Source organism: Oscillibacter valericigenes, from assembly GCF_021531915.1.
GTDB lineage: Bacteria > Bacillota > Clostridia > Oscillospirales > Oscillospiraceae > Oscillibacter > Oscillibacter valericigenes_A.
On the sequence record NZ_JAFBIV010000004.1, the window covers coordinates 1 to 24,122 of the forward strand.

23 protein-coding genes, 1 tRNA gene, 1 pseudogene and 1 other annotated feature are annotated in these 24,122 nt (G+C 56.7%); of the genes and pseudogenes, 12 read left to right on the top strand and 13 right to left on the bottom strand.

Features of this window, described 5'->3' with window-relative positions:
- Positions 1 to 456: 456 nt before the first annotated feature.
- A complete protein-coding gene (locus tag JQM66_RS04370) occupies positions 457 to 3,384 on the bottom strand; it encodes a hybrid sensor histidine kinase/response regulator (RefSeq protein WP_235228615.1) in 2,928 nt (975 codons plus the stop codon).
- 854 nt (positions 3,385 to 4,238) lie between these two features.
- On the opposite strand from JQM66_RS04370, the gene JQM66_RS12565 reads away from it, so the two are divergent.
- Positions 4,239 to 4,373 carry a hypothetical protein gene (locus JQM66_RS12565; protein ID WP_268824323.1) on the top strand — a complete coding sequence of 45 codons (135 nt, stop codon included), beginning with the start codon at positions 4,239 to 4,241 and terminating at the stop codon, positions 4,371 to 4,373.
- Between the two features lie 135 nt (positions 4,374 to 4,508).
- Complete coding sequence (locus JQM66_RS04375; RefSeq protein ID WP_235228617.1) at positions 4,509 to 5,786, top strand: lysophospholipid acyltransferase family protein; 1,278 nt, start codon at positions 4,509 to 4,511, stop codon at positions 5,784 to 5,786.
- A 93-nt stretch (positions 5,787 to 5,879) separates the two neighbouring features.
- Here the strand turns inward: JQM66_RS04375 and JQM66_RS12570 are convergent.
- A pseudogene (locus JQM66_RS12570) lies at positions 5,880 to 6,121 on the bottom strand (hypothetical protein); the annotation flags it as partial.
- Between the two features lie 448 nt (positions 6,122 to 6,569).
- Positions 6,570 to 6,794, bottom strand: coding sequence for a hypothetical protein (locus JQM66_RS04380; protein WP_235228618.1), 225 nt, complete (start codon positions 6,792 to 6,794; stop codon positions 6,570 to 6,572).
- A gap of 1,080 nt (positions 6,795 to 7,874) precedes the next feature.
- On the opposite strand from JQM66_RS04380, the gene JQM66_RS04385 reads away from it, so the two are divergent.
- Positions 7,875 to 8,210, top strand: a complete 336-nt coding sequence (locus JQM66_RS04385; RefSeq protein WP_235228619.1) for a hypothetical protein — start codon at positions 7,875 to 7,877, stop codon at positions 8,208 to 8,210.
- A gap of 60 nt (positions 8,211 to 8,270) precedes the next feature.
- Here the strand turns inward: JQM66_RS04385 and JQM66_RS04390 are convergent.
- The 9 genes from JQM66_RS04390 to JQM66_RS04430 form a co-directional block, all read right to left on the bottom strand.
- A tRNA-Pro gene (locus JQM66_RS04390) sits at positions 8,271 to 8,346 on the bottom strand.
- A 269-nt stretch (positions 8,347 to 8,615) separates the two neighbouring features.
- Positions 8,616 to 10,148, bottom strand: coding sequence for an O-antigen ligase family protein (locus tag JQM66_RS04395; RefSeq protein WP_235228621.1), 1,533 nt, complete (start codon positions 10,146 to 10,148; stop codon positions 8,616 to 8,618).
- 16 nt (positions 10,149 to 10,164) lie between these two features.
- Complete coding sequence (locus JQM66_RS04400) at positions 10,165 to 11,181, bottom strand: glycosyltransferase family 2 protein (protein ID WP_235228622.1); 1,017 nt, start codon at positions 11,179 to 11,181, stop codon at positions 10,165 to 10,167.
- A gap of 114 nt (positions 11,182 to 11,295) precedes the next feature.
- A complete protein-coding gene (locus tag JQM66_RS04405; RefSeq protein ID WP_235228624.1) occupies positions 11,296 to 11,499 on the bottom strand; it encodes a hypothetical protein in 204 nt (67 codons plus the stop codon).
- A 90-nt stretch (positions 11,500 to 11,589) separates the two neighbouring features.
- Complete coding sequence (locus JQM66_RS04410) at positions 11,590 to 12,252, bottom strand: hypothetical protein (RefSeq protein ID WP_235228626.1); 663 nt, start codon at positions 12,250 to 12,252, stop codon at positions 11,590 to 11,592.
- 88 nt (positions 12,253 to 12,340) lie between these two features.
- Positions 12,341 to 12,985, bottom strand: coding sequence for a permease prefix domain 1-containing protein (locus JQM66_RS04415; RefSeq protein WP_235228628.1), 645 nt, complete (start codon positions 12,983 to 12,985; stop codon positions 12,341 to 12,343).
- A gap of 1 nt (position 12,986) precedes the next feature.
- Positions 12,987 to 13,328 (bottom strand): PadR family transcriptional regulator, encoded by a 342-nt coding sequence (locus tag JQM66_RS04420; RefSeq protein ID WP_235228629.1) that lies wholly within the window; start codon positions 13,326 to 13,328, stop codon positions 12,987 to 12,989.
- A 116-nt stretch (positions 13,329 to 13,444) separates the two neighbouring features.
- Positions 13,445 to 14,308 (bottom strand): DUF3298 and DUF4163 domain-containing protein, encoded by an 864-nt coding sequence (locus JQM66_RS04425; RefSeq protein ID WP_235228631.1) that lies wholly within the window; start codon positions 14,306 to 14,308, stop codon positions 13,445 to 13,447.
- A gap of 18 nt (positions 14,309 to 14,326) precedes the next feature.
- Entirely contained in the window at positions 14,327 to 15,535 is a 1,209-nt protein-coding gene (locus JQM66_RS04430) for a tRNA(Met) cytidine acetate ligase (protein ID WP_235228633.1), read from the bottom strand.
- A 183-nt stretch (positions 15,536 to 15,718) separates the two neighbouring features.
- On the opposite strand from JQM66_RS04430, the gene JQM66_RS04435 reads away from it, so the two are divergent.
- Positions 15,719 to 16,924 (top strand): acetate/propionate family kinase, encoded by a 1,206-nt coding sequence (locus tag JQM66_RS04435; protein ID WP_235228635.1) that lies wholly within the window; start codon positions 15,719 to 15,721, stop codon positions 16,922 to 16,924.
- 277 nt (positions 16,925 to 17,201) lie between these two features.
- Here the strand turns inward: JQM66_RS04435 and JQM66_RS04440 are convergent, their stop codons facing one another.
- Positions 17,202 to 17,405 (bottom strand): hypothetical protein, encoded by a 204-nt coding sequence (locus JQM66_RS04440; RefSeq protein ID WP_235228637.1) that lies wholly within the window; start codon positions 17,403 to 17,405, stop codon positions 17,202 to 17,204.
- Between the two features lie 123 nt (positions 17,406 to 17,528).
- On the opposite strand from JQM66_RS04440, the gene JQM66_RS04445 reads away from it, so the two are divergent.
- The 8 genes from JQM66_RS04445 to JQM66_RS04480 all read left to right on the top strand — a co-directional run bounded on the left by JQM66_RS04445 (position 17,529) and on the right by JQM66_RS04480 (position 24,035).
- The gene (locus JQM66_RS04445) at positions 17,529 to 18,215 is read left to right on the top strand and encodes a 5'-methylthioadenosine/S-adenosylhomocysteine nucleosidase (RefSeq protein ID WP_235228639.1); all 687 of its coding nucleotides are present in this window, start codon (positions 17,529 to 17,531) and stop codon (positions 18,213 to 18,215) included.
- A gap of 1 nt (position 18,216) precedes the next feature.
- A complete protein-coding gene (locus JQM66_RS04450) occupies positions 18,217 to 18,675 on the top strand; it encodes an S-ribosylhomocysteine lyase (protein ID WP_235228640.1) in 459 nt (152 codons plus the stop codon).
- Positions 18,676 to 18,755: 80 nt separating this feature from the next.
- Entirely contained in the window at positions 18,756 to 19,676 is a 921-nt protein-coding gene (locus tag JQM66_RS04455; RefSeq protein ID WP_235228642.1) for a helix-turn-helix transcriptional regulator, read from the top strand.
- 69 nt (positions 19,677 to 19,745) lie between these two features.
- Entirely contained in the window at positions 19,746 to 20,057 is a 312-nt protein-coding gene (rplU, locus tag JQM66_RS04460; protein ID WP_235228644.1) for a 50S ribosomal protein L21, read from the top strand.
- Between the two features lie 2 nt (positions 20,058 to 20,059).
- Complete coding sequence (locus JQM66_RS04465; RefSeq protein WP_235228646.1) at positions 20,060 to 20,392, top strand: ribosomal-processing cysteine protease Prp; 333 nt, start codon at positions 20,060 to 20,062, stop codon at positions 20,390 to 20,392.
- 43 nt (positions 20,393 to 20,435) lie between these two features.
- The gene (gene rpmA / locus JQM66_RS04470) at positions 20,436 to 20,717 is read left to right on the top strand and encodes a 50S ribosomal protein L27 (RefSeq protein ID WP_235228647.1); all 282 of its coding nucleotides are present in this window, start codon (positions 20,436 to 20,438) and stop codon (positions 20,715 to 20,717) included.
- A 146-nt stretch (positions 20,718 to 20,863) separates the two neighbouring features.
- A complete protein-coding gene (gene obgE, locus JQM66_RS04475) occupies positions 20,864 to 22,150 on the top strand; it encodes a GTPase ObgE (RefSeq protein ID WP_235228650.1) in 1,287 nt (428 codons plus the stop codon).
- 164 nt (positions 22,151 to 22,314) lie between these two features.
- Positions 22,315 to 22,565 (top strand) — a binding site (T-box leader).
- A gap of 81 nt (positions 22,566 to 22,646) precedes the next feature.
- A complete protein-coding gene (locus tag JQM66_RS04480; protein WP_235228652.1) occupies positions 22,647 to 24,035 on the top strand; it encodes a TrpB-like pyridoxal phosphate-dependent enzyme in 1,389 nt (462 codons plus the stop codon).
- Positions 24,036 to 24,122 lie beyond the last annotated feature (87 nt).

Consider the following 24,122-nt stretch of genomic DNA (forward strand, 5'->3'; position numbering starts at 1 on the left):
TTCTCCATGGGCCAGGACATCGCCTTTACCTTCGGCGGCAACGTGGTCCATGTGTTCAGCAAGGAAAACGGCAGGAATCTGGAGGTTTGAACCGAAGTCAAAACCTCCGGCTAAGCCGGAGGCTTGAGTAAGCCCTATAAGGGCTTAATACCGGCACGCGTCTCAAGACGCATCGAAAAATCTTTCGCTCGCATCACTTGCCCCACCGCCCGTAAACGGGCCAAACCTACCGATTGTGAGGCTTTTCAAATCGGTAGCTTTACAATTTGTCATGAATTAGTCTCCGGTTGATGTGAGTTTGGTCGGCAAACCTTTTCTCATTTCAACTCGGGGACTTTTTCTTGTTTACTTTTTCATCGCTATAAGCTCTTTCAGCCCCCCGGCATAGCCGGGGGTTCACTTTGCCAAAGCAAAAGGAAGGCTTTTCATCAAACACGATGAAAAGCCTTCCTCTTTTTAGGTGGTATTGCGTTGACCCGTCAGCTTGGATAAAACGCTCTTTAATATTTTCAAGTCCACAGGTTTTGCAATATGCGCATTCAAGCCTGCCTCCAAAGACTTCTGAACATCCTCCGCAAATGCGTTTGCCGTCATGGCCACAATCGGGATATCCACCGCATCGGAGCGATTCAGTGCCCGAATTGCCCGAGTAGCCTCATAGCCGTTCATCTCCGGCATCTGGATGTCCATCAGCACTCCGTCGTAATAGCCAACAGGCTTGCTCTGAAACATTGACACCGCCTCAAGGCCATTGACCGCCCTCTCGCATGTTACACCCTCCACATCCAAGAGTTCCATAAGAATTTCGGCGTTGATGTCATTGTCTTCTGCCACCAACATCCGAAGGCCTTCCAGAGTAGGCTCATTATTATCAACTGCTTGCTCTTCGAGCTGGCTGCCGCATTCCGAAACTGCCTTCTTTAAGGTAGACATGGCAAAAGGCGCCGGAAGAAAGCCGCTGGCGCCGGCTCGCCGGGCATCTTCCTCCACTGTAATCCAGTTGTTGTCGATGAGGAGTAGCATTGGAAGATTTCCGGACCTGGCACGGATGCTACGGATGGCTTCCAGCACATCCATACCAGGCAGCGTCCGGTCCAGCAGGATCAGGTCAAATGCCTCACTGCCAACCAAGTCCATAGCTGTATGGTCATCTGCGGCATATTGCAATTCCACGCCCGTATTTGCCATCAGGCTTTGGATCGATTGACAGATTTTTTCCTCCGGTCCCAGGATAAGCGCTTTTGAGATGCCCTGTTCCTTCCAGAAGTCCGAAACATTATCTCCCTCCGTTGGGCGCAGCTCCAGCTCCACCTTAAATGTGCTCCCCTGGCCCCGGACACTTTCCACGGAGATGGTGCCGCCCATCAGGTCTGTCAGACTCTTCGTGATGGTCATACCCAGGCCGGCTCCCTGAATACCGCTTACGGTACTGTTGTTTTCGCGGGTAAAGGGATCGAAGATGTGCTGAACGAATTCCTGGCTCATGCCGATGCCGTTGTCCGTGATCTCGAAAAGCAGATGGACATAGCCCGGTGTCGTCTGGGCAAGCCCATGGACAATCAACGCCACATGTCCGCCCTCGGGCGTGTATTTGATTGCGTTGGACAGCAGATTGCCCAGCATCACGCTGAGGCGCAGCTTGTCGCCGATCAGACGATCCAGCGGCACGCCAAAGGCATTGATTTCCAGCGTCTGCGCTTTCTCAAGGGCTTGCGGCTGATATACGGCAGTCAGATCCTCAAGCAGCTCCGAAAGGGAAAACGGAGACAGGTTGAGGGAAGTCTTTCCGCTGTCGATCTTGGACATGTCCAGTACTTCGTTGATCAGCGTCAGCAGGTGCTGCCCGGAAGCATTGATCTTCCGGCTGTAGGAGCGTACTCGCTCCGGGTCATCAGCATCCCGGTCCAGCAAACCGGACAGGCCAATGATAGCATTCATGGGCGTTCGCATATCATGGCTCATGTCGAACAGGAAGGTACGCTTGGCCTCGTTGGCCGCCTTGGCTGACTGATAGGCGTCCTCCAGAGCCTCACGGCTGCGCAGTTCGGCTTCTTTCAGCCCGGTCACATCCTGGGCTGCCAGCAGGACAGAAGTCGCCACTCCGCCCTCCCGCTTCAGACACAGGACGGAGATCTGCCACCATTGGATGCCGTCTCCTTTGATGCGGTTCTCATATTGGAAATAGGGAACATCCTCCGCCAGACGCTCCTGAATATACCGGACGCTGTACTGCTCTTTGAGGGTTCCGTCCCCATCTTCATCCAGGATCCGGGCGAGCCAGTAATCGCGCAGTTCGCTGAACGTACCCTTAGCCGGCAGCTGACCCTCATCAGTCAGGTCATCGTTTGTCAGGATCGTATAGGTATCGTGTTCCAGATTGGCCAGGATGAATCTGCTGAACAGCCGTGAGGTGCTGCTCACGATCTCCCGCATCTGCTGCTTTTCCGAGGTCAGCTTCATCTTCTCTCTGCGGCTTTCCAAAAGCAGCAGAAGGACATAAAGGGCCGACAGGAGCACCAGCCACAGCAGCAGATAGGTTGCAGCAGAGCTGGACTCACTCAGCATCTCGTTGGTGACTTGCATGGGGAAAACCTGGAGCAGCATCCAGTCGCTGTGAGGGAGCTTGGTCACATAGGCCGCGCTGGAGCCATAGGAATTGGTGTAGGTAAAGCTGCCGGAAGTGCCGGTCGACAGAGCATTGGTCAAAAGACCCACGGCTTCCTGGTCTGCGCCATCCTTCTGATCGAGCTCATCCAGGATATTTTTCGGCATTTCTTCTTTAGAACAGGCAATCACGGTTCCGTCTGACAGGCAAAGGTAGGTGTTTGCAGGCTCTCCAAAGTAAGAGGATGTGATGATATTCCGCATCTGCTTCTGCCGGTATCGTCCGGTGAGGACGCCGACCACTTCTCCGTCCTGCCGCATTGGGGCATAGAAAATCACCAGATCCTCACCGCTGACCCGGCCGTTGAAGATCATGTCCATACCGCTGTTGCCCTGCAGTCCATCCCGAACGTAATATCGGTCGGACGCATCAGCCTGCAGGCCCCTGTTATCCGTATAAATACCATCGGCATTTACATAGCCGATATAGTCAAAGACCGTGGACTCCGTCAGTTTATCCAGCATTTCCACATCCGCCTGCGCTGGGTCCATGCTCTGTTCATACATATGGGCGATAGCGCTGATGCTGTTCTCGGCACCTACCAGCAGATCATCGATGCGTTTGGCCGTCTGAGAGGCCGCATCTGCGACATAATTGGCATTTCGCTCCACCGTCATATTGCGGGTCGCATGCAGATAAACGAAAAATCCTGCAAGAATCAAGCAAAGCAGAACACCTGCCAGGATGATTCGCCGCCATAGATTGTGTCTGTCTCTCATATGTGTGCTTCCTTACGTAAGCAGCATAGATTGTGAACGGGTATCCGGCTCAACCCCAAAAATCATGCTTCTTCATAACAGTGTTAGTATATTTATTATACTCCGCTAAAGGTTGATTTCCAAGATTTCTATATCAAAATTTGTCGAAATTTGCGATAGCCTGTCGAATTTTATCAAACCGAACTGTGTTCCGTCTCTCGTTTCATTCAATTTCTGTCATGGGCTTTCCCATTCGGCACAGTGCGTGTCACCGGCGAGATGCCGTATCGGCTACCGCGCTGTTTGGCATGATATGCTCTCCGTGCCTTCTTGTTGGTTCAATATTTAAGGGGGGCTTTCATGATTATTTCCGTTGACCACGGCAACTGCAGCATCAAAGCGCCTGTATTTCTATTCACCTCTGGTATCACGTCGAGCAGAGTTCGACATCAAAAGTAACTATATTTTCTGGGGTGGCAAGTACTATACACGGACAGAGAGGCGCATCTCTTACATGCGTGACAAAGCCAAAGATGGGCGTTTTACATCCTGACCCTGTTCGCCATCGCCTATGAGCCGGAATATCAGAATGTGGAGGAGACTCCGGGTCCGATTGACATCACCCTTCTGGTCGGCCTGCCTCCTGCACACTGCGTCCAGCTCCATCGCCGGTTTATGGACTACTTCTTCCGAGAGCATGAAATCGTTGGTTTCGAGTATAACGAACGGTGTTGCTCCATTCGTACCAATAAAGTCGTAAGCTGCTCGCAGGCTCTGGCAGCAGCTGTGACCCGCTATGACGACGCCAACCACTCGACTATTGAATAACCAAAGCTCCTTGCCTGTTTATCCTGAAGCAGTATCCCAACACGAATTTGCTGACCGGCTTCCACCATGCGGAGACGATAGAGAACACCTGCAAGTCGCCGGGCATTGTCCTCTCCGACGAAGACGCACAGCTCCTCAGCAAGACCGCCAAGCCCGCGCAGGTCATGGAGCTGGACAAGTGATCTGACCACACTATGAAACGAGACGGTTTTCAACGGAAAACCGTCTCGTTTTTTTACAGCCACCGCCAAACATCTTGTTTATCTCTTCTCTTATGGTAAAATACAACATATAAAAATGCTGCAGGAGGACAGAGCATGAAGATCAAGGTCACCGACAAATCCTACGAGGAGGTCATGGCTCTGCCACGGGAAGCGCACAAGAAACCTCTCAAACCTTCTCTCTTCTTCCGCACGCTGCTGAAGCTCCTCTCCGCCGCTGATCTGAAGGCCACCAATTTTCACTGCCGCAGCATCGGCATGGAGCGGCTGGGGGCCGATGAGCCCTGTCTGATCCTGATGAATCACTCCAGCTTCATCGACCTGAAAATTGCCTCCACGATCCTCTACCCCCGACCGTTCAACATTGTCTGCACCTCCGACGGCTTTGTGGGTAAGGAATGGCTGATGCGGCATCTGGGCTGTATCCCGACCCAGAAGTTTGTGTCCGACCTCGGTCTGGTGCGGGATATGCTCTACGCCGTCAAAGAGCTGCGCAGCTCCGTACTGATGTATCCCGAGGCCAGCTACTCCTTTGACGGTACGGCGACGCCCCTGCCGGAGAGCATCGGCAAATGCGTAAAGATGCTGGGCGTGCCGCTGGTGATGATCCGCACCTATGGTGCTTTTGCCCGGGATCCGCTGTATAATGGACTGCAGCTGCGCATGGTAAATGTTTCTGCTGACATGGAATATCTTCTCTCCCCGCAGGAGATCGCCGGGGCCAGCACTGCGGAGATCAACGCACTGCTGGCAGAACGCTTCTCCTTTGACAACTTCCGTGACCAGCAAGAACAGCAGATCCGCATCACCGAGCCGTTCCGAGCCGACGGCTTGAACCGCGTTCTCTACAAATGCCCCCACTGCTACAAAGAAGGCACCATGACCGGCAAAGGAACCACCCTCCGCTGCGGCAGCTGCGGAAAGACGTATCTGCTGACCGAGACGGGTTTCCTGCAGGCGCAGGAGGGTGAAACGGAGTTTTCCCACATTCCGGCGTGGTACCGCTGGGAGCGAAACTGTGTGCGGCAGGAGCTGCTGGACGGCAGCTACCGGTTGGACATTCCTGTGCGCATCTGCATGCTTGTGGATAGCAAATCCATCTACCGGGTGGGCGAAGGGCGGCTGATCCATACCCGGGAAGGTTTTCATCTCAGCGGCTGTGAAGGAAAACTGGATTACAGGCAGAAGCCCAGTTCCTCGTACAGTCTCTACTCCGATTATTTCTGGTACGAGCTTGGCGACATGATCTGCATCGGCAACAGCAAGGTACTCTACTACTGTTTCCCCACCGGACAGCAGGATGTGGTGGCGAAGACCCGCCTTGCGGCCGAAGAACTCTACAAGCTAGCAAAGACAGACCGGCTTCCCGTTTGACCAACGCAAGCTTTTTGCGTATGCTGTCGAATAATGTCACATCTGATGTTCTGAACACTCCGTATCCTCCTTGCCCATAATACGGACAGTTCATCAGCTAATCATGAGCTTGTTTGTTTTCTTGAGGGATTTTGCAGGTATTGATCTATCCAGCTTCCAGGCAATATTCATAGGCCGGAAGCCCTCGTATTTTACATAATTTACAGTGCCCAAATATGTGCGTAATTCGGCAGCGTCGGTCACTCGGTCAGTCTTGAGTTGCGTACAAACAATAGCCCCCCGCTGACGCACTCTGTATGGTTAATATAATGTTGCGCGGTAGGAGTATGCTCGGCATCTCTGCAATCAGCTTGTTGTATTCCATATGGCATTATTTTTCCAGTTTATCGAGTTCGTCGACTCCATCATTACCTTAGCGCAACGGCCCATAGTCGCCGCACCAATCACACTCCCACTGGTCACCCTTCACCATCGCTTGGCTTCCACAGTTTGGACAGCGAATCGTCTTCGGAGCCGGTGTATTATGGCCAGCGGAGTTAGTGTTGCGCGTTCCAACACAAACAACGATCACAATCAAGATTATGATTCCGAGAATAACGAAAGCAAACATAATAATTTCCATCCATTATCTGTGAGGTACTCAGCCCGATTTTTCCCGCTCCTCACGAGTATTGCGGTTTATTAGTCGTCCAAAGGTGACGCCTTTTCTCGACATGATTTTACATCTCTTTTCAAGTCATATCAACTGCACTGCGGATATCTGCCTATTATCGTAACCTACAATCATTCCTGCAGCAGTTGCATTGCCGCATCTATCATCAGAAAATCAGTCACTTCAGGATAGTGAAGTACATACCAAACCAGTCGAATCATCAGGATTGCATATGCAATGGAGTGGTTTTCCAGAAAGAGATATTCCACCTTCTGGAAAACAGCAATAAACCACTCTTCTGCTTCACAGCGCTTCAGCAGAGTTATCTTGGTTTTCCATCCTTTGCAAGGATACATTCATTTTTCTGCATTTAGAATATATCTTGCCCTGATTGCTTTTACTTCAATCCTGCGCCGCAATAAGTCAAAACCTCCGGCTAAGCCGGAGGCTTGAGTAAGCCCTATAAGGGCTTAATACCGGCACGCGTCTCAAGACGCATCGAAAAATCTTTCGCTCGCATCACTTACCCCACCGCCCGTAAACGGGCCAAACCTACCGATTGTGAGGCTTTTCAAATCGGTAGCTTTACAATTTGTCATGAATTAGTCTCCGGTTGATGTGAGTTTGGTCGGCAAACCTTTTCTCATTTCAACTCGGGGACTTTTTCTTGTTTACTTTTTTCATCGCTATAAGCTCTTTCAGCCCCCCGGCATAGCCGGGGGGTTCACTTTGCCAAAGCAACAAAGAAACCCCCTCTGAAATCAACTGATTTCAGAGGGGGTTGGAATTGTTAACAAGTAAGGACACGCTTATAAGGCTACGATTAAAAAAGGTCTCATTTCTTTATATTTCAATAGTTTTGATAGTTATTAAGCGTGTCCACGAAAAATAGTCGGTATAAGTAAATTGGAATTACAAGACTCCCCAAAATAATTATTTTGTCTACCTAATCTGGCAAGATTTCAGAGAGTAGAGACAACGCCTGGCTCCAGATATTTCATCACAGTAGGACGGTAATCCATGCATGAAAATCAAGAATGAAATTTTAAGAGTCTTTGAACGATTGTAAAAGATGCCTTCAAGTCATAACCACCGGCTAAGCCGGTGGCTTGAGTTGGCCCTATAAGTGCCTATTGCCGGCAAGCGTCTCAAGACGCACTGAAATTTATTTCGCTTGCATCACTTGCCCCACAGCCCGTAAACGGGCGATTCCTGTTCTAACGGAAGCTTTCTATTATTGAAAGCTTTCTGTTATAAAATGGAATACCTTGAGTGTTTATATAGCCCCTACATTCATATGTGGGGGCTATATAATCTCAGATAGAATCTCGCGAGTAAATGGCGCTGTTTAGTTGTCCAACTTAAACTCGGTAATTGGCGATGTTTAGGACACCTCAAATCCTGAGCCGCATGAAACAAAGAAAAGGAGAAACTGTATGAGCAATGAAATAGTCAAAAATCCAGCAGAAATTTCTGTTGCTGCTGTGGAAAAATACATCGCATTACAACAGGAAAATTGCAACAAGCACCAAGCAACCATAATCGTCTGCGCTAACGGAAAAGATCTCCGTCCTGGGGTGCGAGATGTATTTGTAAACGTTAGTAAAGATACAGCGGAAATTATAATCGAAGGTCTTTATACTATCTATGGAGATTGTTCAAATAGATTTACTACTGAGGATAGTTCTTTTTCGCTGATTTGCAAAACATTGCAAATCAAGTCAAAGGATGCTTTGGGCTGTCCGATTACTATTGAAATAACAGGAGTCTAAACATTTCTGGAGTTTGAAAATATGAAAACCGCCAGTTTTCTTTAAAAAACTGGCGGTTTTTGGTCCGAGTGGAGCGATTCGAACGCTCGGCCCCGTGAACCCAAATCACGTGCGCTACCAACTGCGCTACACCCGGTTATTTGACTGTCATGATTATAGCACGAAAATCGTGCGATTCAAAGTCTTTTCCTGTCTGTGGTCATTTATGTGGTCAAAGCGGTTTTTGGCCCGGTTTTGCTGCCCGGAAAAATCCCGCAAATGCCCGTGTTGCAAGGGGTTCCGGGCTTTGGCTGTTTCCATCATGGATAGACGGAGGAACGCTCCCAAACCACCCACGCTACCAACTGTGCTAATCCCGGTTATAAGGCAGGGGAAGTTCCTCCCCTGCCCATTTATTTTACAGATTCATTCGGCAAAGTCAAGTTTTTTCTCCGTCAGGCACACCTTTGTACCGGCCAGAGCCATGGCAAACACAAACCAGAAAATGCACATGACCCGGGGATAGTTCCACAGGTAATCTGCAAGTCCGCAGACCATGGCGCCGCAAAGGGCAGACGCCGCGCCGCAGGTGATAGTCCGGGCCGCAGAACTTCCACAGTGGCGGACCGCATGGGCAGACCGCTTGATGTTCCACAGCATAGAACTCACAAAGCCCACCACACCCAGCAGTCCCGCCTGGATCCAGACCTCCAGATAGAAGTTGTGAGAGTGGACAAAGGGTGCCTCTGCATGATAGAGGTTATAGTCCCGGATGTAGGTCTGCGTTGCCGCAGTGCCAAGGCCCGCACCGGAGATGGGTCGATGCAGGATGACCTCCAGCGCCGCCTGGTACAGAGGAACGCGGCTGGCTGTGGAAGAGTCTGCCGGGTTGCCAATGGTCAAAATCCGATTCCAAATGGTAGTGGGCAGGAAAGGCACCGCCAGACAACACAGCAGCGCAAAAGCCGGGATCAGCTTTGGCTTCCACAAAAATACCATGGCCACCATGGCGCAGGCGATGCCTACCCAGCTGGCCCGGGAATAGGTCATGCCCAAAGCCGCCACCCCCACCACGAAGATACCTGCGGCGACAGCCTTACTCACCAAATGCTTGGAGCACAGAATCAGCGCCAGTACCAGAGGCAGCAGCAGGATCAGCACCTCGGCGAAGGTGTTGGGGTTGTCGAAGAAGGACTCCACCCGACCGGGCATGCCGGCGTTCACCTTCAGATCCACGTAGGACTTGTTGACCTCCACGCCCTGAATACGCTGGACGATGCCGTAAAGGCCGGACACCGCCACGCAGACGGCGCCGCCGGCGGTCAGTCGTTTCAAGTCCTCCTCCGTCCGGACGGCGCTGACTGTCACCAGCACGCACAGCGCCGCGGAGATATGATAGAACAGGAACCGCAAAGACAGGTACGGCGCATAGGACAGCAGGACACCCAGAAACACGGCGCCGAAGAAAATCAGGGGATAGAATCCAATGCTGGCCAGGTCCAGCCGCATCTCCTTCCGGTGCATAGCCCCGGCGTGAAACAGCACCAGCAGGAGCACGAAGCCCATGAGACTGTATGCGTTGTTCCACCGGGAAAAGGGGATCACCCACAGCAGCATGATCAGCCACGACTGGGCAATGGCCGTCTCCTCGCCCATGGCAAAGGCCAAGCGGGCGAAAAAGCTGTCCTCAAAGGTCCGCCGCAGAGCGGTATACAGCCGGTGCAGCAGTTCTCCCGGCAGATTGATGATCCAGGTCAACAGGCGGCACAGGCAGCTGTCCGGCCAGGCCCGGGCCACTGCGCCCTCCCGGCACAGCACCCGCAGCACCCGGCTCTCGTCGATCTGCCGGTTACACCAGCCGCCCACAGCGGCCAGGATGCGGTGAACCACGCTGCCGTCGTAGACCGACAACAGCACCGTCCAGAGATGATAGAGATAGCTTTCGCGCAAAAGCGTCATAGATCGGGTCCTCGCTTCAAATCCGGTTTTTCAGGCGGTACATCTGGGTCAGGATGAAGAAGTGTCCGCCCTTCACCAGGTTGGCCACCATCTGCTTGTTGGGCGTCAGCCCCACGGGGGTGATCTCCGCAATGGCCTTGGCCATGTCCGGGCGCTGGCACAGAGCCTGCACGTTCTTCTGGCGCTTACGGGCAGAGATGTCGTTGCCCACAGCGTACTCATTGCCGATGGCGATCAGCAGCCCCGCCCAGTTGGTATTCTCCCGCCACTGGGGCCGGAGCTCCTCCAGCTTGTACTTCTTCACCAGGGCCTCCTTCCGCTCCATAAAACGGTCAAAGACCTTCTGATAATCCTTCATGTACCGGTGGGTGGCGGAGGAGGGATTCAGGAAATAGCGGTACAGGGGCTGTTCCGTCACCGCCAGCTTTTGGGCATTGCAGAAATACTCCATCAGGAACAGCTCGTCCTCCAGATAGGCTCCCTCAAAGGTCAGGCGGGCGGAGCGGATGATGTCGGCGGAAAAGAGATAGCGCCAGATGAAGCCGTTGAACACCGGGGCCGTCAGGCGGTCACCCAGCAGGGGCGCCACGATCTTCTCCCGGATGCCCTCAGCATCGTAGACCCCGGCGGGCAGCAGGGGCTCCACGTACTTTTTGCCGTCGGCATACAGGTTCAGATGGGCACAGCCCACGGTATCGGCGCCGGTCTGCTCCCGCAGGCACCACAGGGTCTCCAGCGCCCGGAACTCAAAGCGGTCATCCACATCCAGGAAGGCAATGTAATCTCCCTTGGCCTCGTTCAATCCCAGGTTCCGGGCGGCGCTGACGCCGCCGTTCTTCCGCTTATGGAACACCCGGATGCGGTCATCCTCCGCCGCGCAGGCATCACAGATGGCGGGAGAATCGTCGGTGCAGCCGTCATCCACCAGCAGCAGTTCCCAATCAGAGAAGGTCTGCTTCACCACGCTCTCCACGCACTTTTTCAAATAGGTCTCCGCCTGATACACGGGGACGATCACAGAAATACTGGGCATAGCACCACTCCTCCAGGATGTCGTAAAATAATATTACATTGTACTCCATTCCGGAAGGAAGGTCAAGGAGGGAAAGGCGCCTTCCCGGCGTCTTTCCCTCCCGGATACGTTCTCCTAAAACACGGACAGGTCTCCCGACAAACCATCCTGGGCCAGATGTCTTGCGTGGGCCTGCAGCTCATCGAAATTTGTGACACCGTCCTCCCGTTTCAGCGCTTCCCGCACATCCGGCGGCAAAGTCTGAAAATACTCATAGGCGGACAGATCCTGGTCCAGCAGGTCCGACAGGCAGAGATAGCCCGGCGTCTGATGCTTCATCTCCATTCACCTCCGGATTTAGCATGTCCGGAAATCATGGAGAAGAGCGGGGAATTTTATGGAAAGCTGTCGAAATATGCTGTCTCTATATCACGGTTCTTCCCAAATCTGATTCTCCATCCACCGCTTGACCAGGACCTTTCCCTGGCTGTCATAAGCGGTGACGGAGCTGCACCAGCTCACGATCTCCGGCGGCAATTGCCCCTGTGGAACAAAAAACCACCGCTCTCCCCTGCTGTCGGTCTCCAGGTTCGCCACGTTCAGGCAAATCGTCTGCCCGTACCATTGCTCTTCCCTATCCATCATCTGCAGGTCGATCTCAAGTTTCTCCACTGCCGGGTCCCAGACGCAACCATAAAAGTAGTCATATCGGCTTGTGGGTTCGCCGTTTTCTCTTCCAAAACCGGAAACATATTCCCGCTCGTAATAATGCCCGGCAGCGAAGGGCCGGCCCTCCTCCCGGTCCACGGCCAGCACACGCTTGCACCGCCAATTCATCCAACCTGCTTTTTGATAGACGCCCAGGCAGACGGCGTCCCGGCTTTGGGCCAGCACCAACCAGTCTCCAAAGGGCGTTACATTCTGATATAACGTCTCAGTGGGCGCCGCCAGCAGGTCCTCCATGGCTCTTTCGTGGACCATCTCCAATGTCAGGTTTCGGGGCAGCAGTACCAAGACCGCCGCCAGCAGCACCATTGCGGTGGCGCACCAGCGGATGGCTTTCTGCCGCCGGGTTGTCACTGGTTTTTTCATGGCAAGGTCCCCCAATCCAGCGGTATGGAAAACGACACATTATAACCATGCTCCTGATAGGACGCCGTCACCGAAGTCTCCTCCGGCCTCACGGGCAGCAAATAATACCAGGTTTGATTCCCCGTAGCGGTCCAGTTGTCCTGTTGGCCAGAAACGGCAAGATACCGCCCCCGGGTGCCCTGCCCAATTCCAGCAGGGACGTTCTGTATGGCCGTACGACCACCACCGCCAGATATCGGTCCCCTGGAAACAGTTCCGCCCAGTTGGTCCCCGGCTGGATCTCCGTCACCCGGGCCGCGCAGACCCGCACTGTGGTCGCGCCGATCTCCACCCGGATGTCGGTATCGTCGCCATTCAGGAATTCGTAGGTCTCCTCGTATGTATACCACTGAGAGGGCCAGAAACGGGTCATCAAATTCTCCTTCACCACGCCCCACTCCACCCGGGTCAGCAGCATCAGCACCAGCGCCGCCGTCAACGCCATGGCGGCCCACTTCAAAATCAGCCATCGCATCGGATACTGCTTATTCAGTTCCCGGCTTACCTCTTCCGGGTCGCCCATGCGCTGCATGGTGCGCTCCTCGGCCAGTTCCTCGTCGTACCCCAGGTCCAGCAGATCGCAGATGTGATCCTCCATGTGGGCGTCCAGCTCCGCCCGGACCGCCTCCCGCTCCGGCCCCGTCAGCCGCCGCAGGCCGGAGAGGACTTGGTCCGTGTATTCCCGCCTGGTCATATCACGCCATGGTCAGGCCTGTGCTGGAACGCAGCACGGCGTTGACAGCCCCGGCATAGCTCTCCCATGCCTCCGTTTCCGTTTTCAGCATGGCACCGCCCTTCCGGGTCAAATGATAGTATTTCCGCATCCGGCCCGTGGGAGCCTCCTGCTGGTAAGCCTCCACGTAGCCATCCTTTTCCAGGCCGTGGAGCACCGGATACAGGGTCCCCTCCTTCATCTCAAAGGTGTGGTCCGATCGGCGGGCCAGTTCCACGATCATCTGGTAGCCGTACATGTCCTCGTTGGACAGCAGGGACAGCACCAGCAGCTGGGTGTGCTCGATGTTCTGCTTCTTTTTCATCAACATCCCTCCACGGAATCTAATACCTAGAAACTCTATGCCTATTATACATAGTAATTCTAGGTATGTCAAATATAAAAACCGGACTGACAGCCCGTCAGTCCGGTTATGTAAATTCATTCACTTTCCAGTCCCAGCAAGGCCCGTCCACGGGCACTGAGATGCGGCTCCAGCCAGTCATAGGAGAGCCGGAAGATCTGCGGTCCCGCCGCGTAAGGCGCCAGCTCGTAAGGGGAAAAGATGACGACCATGCCCTCTTCGTCAAAGCTCACCGTATAGCTGACCCAGTTGGCGATGATGGCCTCATAGTCCTCCCAATACCCCTCCGCCGGGACAGTACCGTCCTCCAGCGGGAGCTGTGCCTGGCGGATGATCTCCCCGCTGACTGCTTCCTGCAGTTCTGTGCCGTCAGTCAGCATCTCCGGTCCGAAGAAGGTCCCTCCCTCCAGGTCGAAGTTCCAGCCCAGCTGCCAGATATTGGGGTGGGCACCGCCGGTATAGCTGTAATAGAGTCCTGCCACGCTGATGATCCGCTCCGTCTGATAAACGGTACAATCCAGAGTCAGCTCATAAGGCATCCACTGGGTATCCCACTCCCGTCTCAGGGCAAGGTCTTCCTCCGCACTGGTCACAAACTCCGGGAACTCCTCCGCCGCGGCCCATTTGCCGAATTTCTCATTGAAGGCCGCCGCAGCAGCCAGAGCCTGCTCCTCTGTTTTGCTCTGGGCATCTGTGATGGGCGTTCCATCCTCTCCGACAACCGTGAGAACCGGAAGCTGAAAGGTATAGGAAGCCAACAGGGTGCCATCCTCCGCCCGGGCTTCCTCGCTCCACGCAGCAAGTTCCACCGTGTATCGGACCATCTCCGACGGCTCCGGGTCGGATGCGGCAGGCGGCTGACTGCCGGTGACCATGGTCATGGCGGAAGCGCCGCAGCCGGTCAGCAGCAGCGTCATCAGCAGCGCGATCAGTGTCCTCATGGGCAGCTCCTTTCAGGTCTATCGGATCACGGGCCCCTCTCTCCACAGGCTGCCGCCCACAGCGGCAGACAATTCGGGAAACGCCAGGGCGTACAGGTCAGCGGCACGGGCTTCCAGTTCAAACAGTTCCTGAGCCTCAGGCCCCAACCGACGGACATCCGCCGGTTTGGTCAGCACAGGCACCAAGGCCGTCTCCCGCATCCGGGCCAGCAGGGTCCGTCCGGTCTCATTGCAGGCCAGCACCCGCAGATAGGGCACCGTCTCCGGGAAGTCGGCGGGAGTTAATCCCAGATACGCCCATAGCACCATCCGCTGCAGCCGGGTATAGGCATACCGCTTCGTCTTGGCGGTCTCCAGAACATTCTCCACAGACACCGCTTTCCGGCTGGCGTCATACAGGCGGTTCCAAAGGCCCTCGCCGCCCTCGTCCAGGGCAGCAAAGTCCGATTCGCTCATGCTCCGCAGCCGGGCCAGAATGGCCCGCTGGCAGGTCTCCCGGAACACCGGGGCCCGTCCCGCCGCTTCTTCCTCCAAATAGGCAGCCTTCATGTCGGGGAGCATCAGGTCCAGGGCCTGCTCCCGCTCTCCGTCCCGCAGCAGGCTTCGGATCAGCGTGGCGGAGGCCAGTCCGCCCTCCAACTCCGTGCCGTGATAGCCTGTCCCCCGCCGGCGGACGGTCAGGGGGCGGATGGTACTCTTCCGGCGCAGCAGGGCCTTGCAATACTCCACCCCCAGAATGTTGTTGGGAGATTCCAGCAAAGCCGCGTCCTCCGACGGCAGCAGGGCCGCCAGAGCCCTCTGCCGGGCAGCGGCATAGCTGTCACCCTTCGCCAGCTCCCGGCGGACCATCTGGTCCAGTTCCGGGCTGAGAAGGGCCTTCGCCATCCGCTGGATGGCATCCACGTCACCGCACTCACTGCCGAAGGCAATATGGCCCACAAGGCCCGTTCCCAGCAGCACCTGGACGCCGCCGTCGGCAAACCGCTCCGCCGAGCCGACAGCCCAGGACAGGGGCAGCTCCAGCACCAGGTCCACGCCGCTTTCCACGGCGGCTTTGGCCCGTGCCTGCCGCCGCAGGATGGCGAAGTCGCCCCGCTGGACGAAATCTCCGCTCATGACGCCGATAAGGGCAGTGTCCGGCCCCAGCAGGCGGCGGGTCTCCTCCAGCAGCCAGAGGTGCCCGTGGTGCAGGGGATTGTATTCTATAATGATACCCGCAGCTTGCACAGATTTCACCCCTAAGTGATGACAAAATAGTGACATTTCGGTAAAAATGGCGGTTGTAACCTGGAAAATCTCTGGTATAATTAAGGTGAGATTTTCCGCCCGAAGGCGGGACCCAGTTTCATTCTATATCATTTACGGAAAAGCCGCAAGGCTTTCCCAACAAAAGAAGAGGAGACGGTAAACATGAACATTCTGGTCATCAACGCTGGCAGCTCTTCCCTGAAGTATCAGCTGCTGAATCCCGAGACCGGCGCCCTGCTGGCCAAGGGCCTGTGCGAGCGCATCGGCATCGACGGCAAGTTCACCTACAAGCCCCAGGTGGAGGGCAAGAAGGTGCTGGACGCCATCGACGTGGCCATGCCCACCCATTCCGAGGCCATCCAGGCCGTGCTGGACGCTCTGGTGGACGCCGAGAACGGCGTCATCGGCTCCATGAAGGAGATCGACGCTGTGGGTCACCGCGTGGTGCACGGCGGCGAGGCCTTCAACAAGTCCGTCCTGATCACCGACGAGGTCATGAAGGCTCTGGAGGACTGCATCCCCCTGGCCCCCCTGCACAACCCCGCCAACATCACCGGCATCAACGCCTGCACCGCCGTCATGGGCAAGGACGTGCCCCAGGTCGCCGTGTTCGATACCGCCTTCCATCAGACCATGCCCGCCAAGGCCTATATGTATGCTCTGCCCTATGAGTACTACGAGAACGACAAGGTCCGCCGCTACGGCTTCCACGGCACCTCTCACAAGTATGTCGCCGGCCGCGCCGCCGCCATGCTGGGCAAGAAGCCTGAGGAGCTGAAGCTGATCTCCTGCCACCTGGGCAACGGCTCCTCCGTCACCGCCGTCGATGGTGGCAAGTCCGTGGATACCTCCATGGGCTTCACCCCCCTGGCCGGTCTGCCCATGGGCACCCGCGCCGGTGACCTGGACGCCGGTATCCTGCAGTATGTGATGAACAAGTACGGCATGAACATCGACGAGATGTTGAACGTGCTGAACAAGAAGTCCGGCGTGCAGGGCGTGTCCGGTGTTTCCTCTGACTTCCGCGACTTGGAGAATGCCCACAAGGAGGGCAACGAGCGCGCCGGTCTGGCCGTGGATATGTTTAACTACGGCGTGAAGAAGCTCATCGGCGCTTATGCCGCCGCCATGGGCGGCGTGGACGCCATCATCTTCACCGCCGGCGTGGGCGAGAACTCCGCTTCTCAGCGTCTGGCCATCGCCAGCGGCCTGGAGTTCATGGGCGTCAAGATGGATGCCGAGGCCAACAACGTCCGCGGCAAGGAGACCGTCATCTCCGCCGCCGACTCCAAGGTGAAGGTCCTGCTGATCCCCACCAACGAGGAACTCATGATCGCCATGGATACCGCCGCCATCGTCAAGGGCTGAGCAGTTTCCTGATTCGAACGCAGCCTTGCTCCTCCGGGGCCCCACAGTGTGGGACAGCGCTTGCGCTGTACAAGCGTTTTGCACTTGTGCAAAACCTTGGCGGAGGGCGAATTCAGTTCGCCCGAGCAGTGAAATCCTATGGGGTCCCCGCGGGGCCTGCCCCGTGGGGAAGCTCATGATCGCCATGGACACCGCTGCCATCGTGAAGGGTTGATTTCTAATCACATGAAAAGGTCCTCTCTGAATTTCAGAGAGGACCTTTTTGCAGTTCTGCCGGTCACGGCTTTGTATTGCCGACCGAGTTATCACCTTTCAGATCATGGTAAACCTTCATGTCCGCGCCGCCGGTGCCGGGGATAATGGGCTTCGCCTTTTCCTTACCGTGTTTGGCCTTACCCTGGATCAGCGGGACAGGCTCCTGATCGTTGCGGGGATGAGTTTGGGTCCAGTCCGGCCGGGCCATGCCCTGTTTCGCCATCATAATCACCTCATCCACAGGGTTCCCTCGAATCACACGGGATATGCGCAAGGCCTCTTGCCCCGGCTCTCCCGCCGTGTTATACTGGGTGCGAACATTTTCCCGCCACAGATGGAGGTATCATCTATGAAAATCGGATTACAATTTGCCATGCCTGCGGAGCTGCACGCGCTGCCCGGGGCCAGGGACCTGACTCCCATGGAGACCATTTCCGGGGTCCCCTTTTTTGAGATTGCGCCGGGCATCCCCGCCTGCGTGGGCGGCGTCAGCAAGGTCAACGCCGCCATGGCCGCCGAGATCCTCTGCCTGCGCTTCGGCGTGGACATGATCCTGAACGCCGGCGTGGCCGGCTGCGCCACGGACCTGCCCACCGGCAGTCTGGTGGTGGCCTCTGAATTCGTTCAGCACGATGTGGACACCACCGCCGTGGGCGACCCCATCGGCCTGGTCTCCACCGTGAACCAGGTGGCCTTCCCCACCTGGGAGCCGGAGAAATGCGTGGATATTTTAAAATCCCTGGGTACCCCCGCTGTCACGGGACGGGTGGCCACCGGTGACTGGTTTGCCGTCAAGGGCGACCGCTCCCGCTGGATCGCCAACACCTTCCATCCCACCCTGGTGGAGATGGAGGGCGGCGCCATCGCTCAGGTGTGCCTGCGGAACGGCGTGAAGTTCGCGGCACTGAAATCCGTCTCCGACCACCTGTTTGCCGACAATCAGGCGGAGGAATATTTTGATTTCGGACACGCGCTGGAGGAACTGGGCAAGGTCGTCCTGCCCTTCGCCCTGGCGCTGCAGAAGGAGGAGCTTTGATATGGAACGCATTGCCAGCTTTACCGTGGACCACAACAAGCTGGTCCCCGGCCTGTATTATTCCCGCCGGGACGGGGACATCGTGACCTTTGACCTGCGGTTCAAGAAGCCCAATACCGGGGACCTGCTGACCAACAGCGAGATGCACTCCGTGGAGCACCTGATCGCCACGCTGCTGCGGAACTCCGAGGACAAGGAGGCCGTCATCTACTTCGGCCCCATGGGCTGCCAGACAGGCTTCTACTTCCTCTTCGACAACCGGCTGCTGTCCCTGGAGGGTGCCATTGAGCTGCTGAAAGAGGTATTCACCGCCGCTGCGGGCTTTGAGGGTGAGATGCCCGGTAAAAGTGCCGTCGAGTGCGGAAATTATGTGAACCTCGATGTGGACACCGGCAAGGCCGTCTGCAAATGGTACGCGGACCTGATCGCCGGTTGGACGGTGGAAAAGCTGAGCTATTGAGCCGCGCAAATACCCTTTGCATTACATTTGGCCCCAGCCTGTGGTAGGCTGGGGCCAAAGTTTTGAGGGGAGGGCTGTCTATGGCATCCGTTGGGACACACATCAAACGCCTGCGCGCCGCCAGACACATGACCCAGGAAGATTTGGCGGAGCGCCTGTTCGTCACCCGGCAGGCCGTGTCCGCCTGGGAGACGGGAAAGGCATTGCCGGACGTGGAGATGCTGGAGCGTATCGCAGCGGCGCTGGACGCGGATGTAGCGGAGATCATCTATGGCACGCCCCAGTCCCCGGACCTCCGCCGGGTAAAACGCCGCTGGGCGTTGATCGGCAGCAGTTTTGCCATTATAATATCCGTTTTATTTTTTATATTACTCAAAAGCGGAACTTATGGTACATACCGCCACGGCCTGGCTTTTCAATTTCACGACTCCAACTACGGCATCTCCTATCAAGACATCCCGGGCAGCTGGTCCGTGGAACTGAATCTGGCGGACCTGGAGAGCAATGTGGGAAAGGTGCTGTACGAGGACGAAAGCGGCTGCCGCATCGCTGTCCAGAAAGTCGATTTTAACGGCAAAACACGCGAGGACGGTTACCGGGTCTGGTTCCGCGCCTACGGTGTCTATGACCGCACCGGCGGACAGCTGGTATCCGGCTGCCAGTCCATTCCTGTGGAGAAAACCACATATACACTGTCCTCCTCCGCCTCCATGACAGCCACCCTGGATGGTATACCCTATCTCTGCACCGAAGCCGGTGCAAGCGGACTGATCTACAAAGACGGCAACATGTTCGGTTTTCATTTGAACCCCCGAACTCTGAACGACTTTCAGCATATTTCCATCAGCAATCCGGAAACAATCACCGTCACAGTGTCCGGACTCACCCACTTTTCTGCCACCGCATTTCCTATTGGGATATTTATTGATTTTTCCGTATTTTTCTTTCAAAAACCGTTGACAAACCGAAAATCCGTTGATATACTTGATAAGCCGCTTTGAATGGGTCTACAAGTGCGCCCCGGCGCCGCCCCCGACAGCGAGCCCGTAATGAAGGAGTTGAAACAAGTAATGAACGCAATCATCGTGACTGGCGGCAAGCAGTACAAGGTGGCTGAGGGCGACATCGTTTTCATCGAGAAGCTGCCCGTGGAGGCCGGCGACACTGTGAAGTTCGACCAGGTCCTGGCTATCATCGACGGCGAGAACGCCACCTTCGGCACCCCCGTGGTGGAGGGCGCTTCCGTGGAGGCCAAGATCGTCAAGAACGGCAAGGGTAAGAAGATCCGCATCTTCAAGTACAATGCCAAGAAGGGTTACCGCAAGCGTCAGGGCCATCGTCAGCCTTACACCAAGGTTGAGATCGCCAAGATCTCTGTCTGAGTATGACCACCGTTACATTCCGCACCGAGGGTGAACGGATCACCGGATTCGACTCTCAGGGCCACAGCGGCTATGCCGAGGAGGGCAGCGACATTGTCTGCGCGGCCATCACCAGCGCCATTCGCCTGGTGGACGCCACCGTCAACGATGTGCTGGGCCTGGCGGCATCGGTCAAGGTCCGGGAGAGCGACGCATCCATTTCCTTCCGTCTGCCCGGGGGCCTGAGCCCCATGGCGGAGAGCGCCTGCCAGTCTCTGCTGACTGGCCTGATGGTCTACTTTGTACAGTTGCGGGACGAGTATCCCGACAACATTGAAGTTTTGGAGGAAGAATGATTCCTCCCCATTCTAAAATTCTTCAGAAAGGATGGTCCGTATCATGATTCGTATTGGTCTTCAGTTCTTCGCCCACAAGAAGGGCGGCGGCTCCACCAAGAATGGCCGTGACTCTGAGTCCAAGCGCCTGGGTCCCAAGCGCGCCGACGGTCAGTTCGTCAAGGCTGGCAACATCCTGGTCCGCCAGCGCGGCACCCGCATCCATCCCGGCACCAACGTCGGTATCGGCACTGACGATACCCTGTTTGCCAAGGTGGACGGCGTGCTCCGTTTCGAGCGCCTGGGCAAGGATCGTAAGCAGGCTTCTGTTTACGCTGCCGAGTAATCGGATTTCTTGTAAAGAGCCCCGAACAAAGAGTTCGGGGCTCTTTTTCAAGAGCAGGCGTCTGCATCCGAGGGCATGACCCTTCGTGCTCCGGGATGCACACGCCTCAACGGGAAATACTATCAAGAACAACGGAGGTGTGTTCCATGGCAACTTCTTTCATCGACAAGGCCCGGATCACCGTCAAGGCCGGCAACGGCGGCAACGGCGTGGTCTCCTTCCACCGGGAAAAATATGTGGCGGCCGGCGGCCCTGACGGCGGCGACGGCGGCAAGGGCGGCTCTATTGTGCTGCAGGTGGACGACAACCTGTCCACCCTGATGGACTTCCGCTACAAGCGCAAATACGTGGCCCCCAGCGGCGCGGACGGCCAGGGCGGCCGCCGCAGCGGCAAGGACGGCCAGGACCTCATCATCCGGGTGCCCCGGGGCACCCTGGTCCGGGACGCCGAGACCAATGAGATCATCAAGGACATGAGCGGCACGGAGCCCTACGTCCTGTGCAAGGGCGGCCGGGGCGGCTGGGGCAACAGCCACTTCGCCACTCCCACCCGTCAGGTGCCCCGCTTCGCCAAGGGCGGCCTGCCCGGCGAGAGCCACGACGTGATCCTGGAGCTGAAGCTGCTGGCGGACGTGGGCCTCATCGGCTTCCCCAACGTGGGCAAATCCACCCTGCTGAGCGTGGTCTCCAAGGCCCAGCCCAAGATCGCCAACTACCACTTCACCACCCTGTTCCCCAACCTGGGCGTGGTCTGGGTGGAGGACGGCGTCAGCTTCGTCATGGCGGACATCCCCGGCATCATCGAAGGCGCCAGCGAGGGCGCCGGCCTGGGCCACGACTTCCTGCGGCACATTGACCGCTGCCGCCTGCTGGTCCATGTGGTGGATGTGTCCGGCAGCGAGGGCCGGGACCCGGTGGCCGACTTCGACGCCATCAACGAGGAGCTGAAGCAGTACAGTCCCGAGCTGGCCACCCGACCTCAGATCGTGGCCGCCAACAAGACGGACATCATGGAGGACCCCGAGAATCTGGAGCGCCTGCGGGCCCACGTGGAGGGCCTGGGCTACACCCTGCTGGAGATCTCCGCCGCCGCCCATCAGGGCACTCGCCAGCTGGTGGGCAAGGTGGCCGGGATGCTGTCTATGCTGCCTCCCGTCACGGTGTACGAGCCGGAGTACGTCCCCAAGCCCCCCGTCATCGACACCTCCGCCCCTCTGGACATCCGGCGGGCCGACGACGGCCACACGTGGCTGGTGGAGGGTCCCTGGCTCCAGCGGCTCATGAGCAACACCAACTTCGGCGACTACGAGAGCCGCATGTGGTTCGACCGGCAGCTGCGGGAGTCCGGTCTCTACCAGCGGTTAGAGGAGATGGGCATCCAGGACGGCGACACCGTGTCCCTGTACGACTTCGAATTCGAATATCAGCGCTGAGATATTTGGCGGACAGGCTGCAGCCTGTCCGCCTCTTATTTTTCCGTCAGCCTTGTGAGAAAATTTGTTGCTTTTTATCGCAGTTTTTGTGCATTTTGAGAAAATATTTTTTTACCCCTTGACAACGCCGGCGAAGGGGCGTACACTTGCGCCAAGTTCAAAAGAACAAACCAATGACGCAGACGAGTAAGCATTGCGGGTTTTTCTCAGAGAGCCGCCGATGGTGGGATGGCGGCAGAAACGCCTTTGCCGAATGGACTGCGGAGGGCGGGCTGAACGGAGCTTTTTTCTCAGTAAGTACCGACGGGCTTTTCCCCCGTTACCAAGGAAAGGCGTGTGATGGCACGTCGCCGAGCGGGCGCGCAAGCGTCAATTTGGGTGGCACCGCAGAAGTTTTCAGACTTTTGTCCCAAAGGAACCTATTGAAAATGGGTCCTTGTGGAACAAAGGTCTTTTTTGTTTCCCCAGACCCGCAAGCATGAAAGGAGCAAACATCATGGCAACCGAAAAGAACAACATCCCCTATAAGATCTACCTCGCTGAAGACGAGATGCCGAAAGCCTGGTACAATGTCCGAGCCGATATGAAGACCAAGCCCGCCCCCCTGCTGAATCCCGGCACCGGCGCCCCCATGGGTTTCGATGACCTGCGCCCGGTCTTCTGCGATGAACTGATCAAGCAGGAGTTGGACAATGACACCGCCTATATCCCCATCCCCCAGGAGATCCGGGACTTCTACAAGATGTACCGCCCCTCTCCCCTGGTCCGGGCCTACTGCCTGGAGGAAAAGCTCCAGACTCCCGCCAAAATCTACTACAAGTTTGAGGGCAACAACACCTCCGGCTCCCACAAGCTGAACAGCGCCATCGCCCAGGCCTACTACGCCAAGCAGCAGGGCCTCAAGGGCGTCACCACCGAGACCGGCGCCGGTCAGTGGGGCACGGCCCTCTCCATGGCCTGCGCCTACCTGGGTCTGGACTGCAAGGTCTACATGGTGAAGGTCAGCTACGAGCAGAAACCCTTCCGCCGGGAGGTCATGCGGACCTACGGCGCCTCTGTCACCCCGTCCCCCTCCATGGAGACCAACATCGGCAAGGCCATCCTGGCGGAGCACCCCGGCACCACCGGCTCTCTGGGCTGCGCCATCTCCGAGGCAGTTGAAGTTGCCACCTCCACCCCCGGCTACCGCTACGTGCTGGGCAGCGTGCTGAACCAGGTCCTGCTGCACCAGAGCGTCATCGGCCTGGAGACCAAGGCGGCCCTGGATAAATACGGCATTGTCCCCGATATCATCATTGGCTGCGCCGGCGGCGGCAGCAACCTGGGCGGCCTGATCTCCCCCTTCATGGGTGAGAAGCTCCGGGGCGAAAAGGATTACCGCATCATCGCCGTGGAGCCCGCCTCCTGCCCCAGCTTCACCCGCGGCAAGTTCGCCTACGACTTCTGCGACACCGGCAAGGTCTGCCCCCTGGCCAAGATGTACACCCTGGGCAGCGGCTTCATCCCCTCTCCCAACCACGCCGGCGGCCTGCGGTATCACGGCATGAGCAGCATCCTGAGCCAGCTCTACCACGACGGCTACATGGAGGCCACCTCCGTGGAGCAGACCAAGGTCTTTGAGGCCGCCGAGATGTTCGCCCGGGTGGAGGGCATCCTCCCCGCCCCCGAGTCCAGCCACGCCATCCGCGTTGCCATCGACGAGGCGCTCAAGTGCAAGGAGACCGGCGAGGAGAAGACCATCGTCTTCGGTCTGACGGGCACCGGCTACTTCGACATGGTGGCCTATGAAAAGTTCCACAACGGCGAGATGAGCGACTATATCCCCACCGACGCCGAGCTGGAAGCCAGCTTCGCAAGCCTTCCCAAGGTCCCCGGTCAGGAATAATTTCATCAAAACAGCCTCCTGCGGCACTGCCGCAGGAGGCTGTTTTTCTTCACTCAACGGAGCGTTGCTTGCGCTTTTTCGTGGACG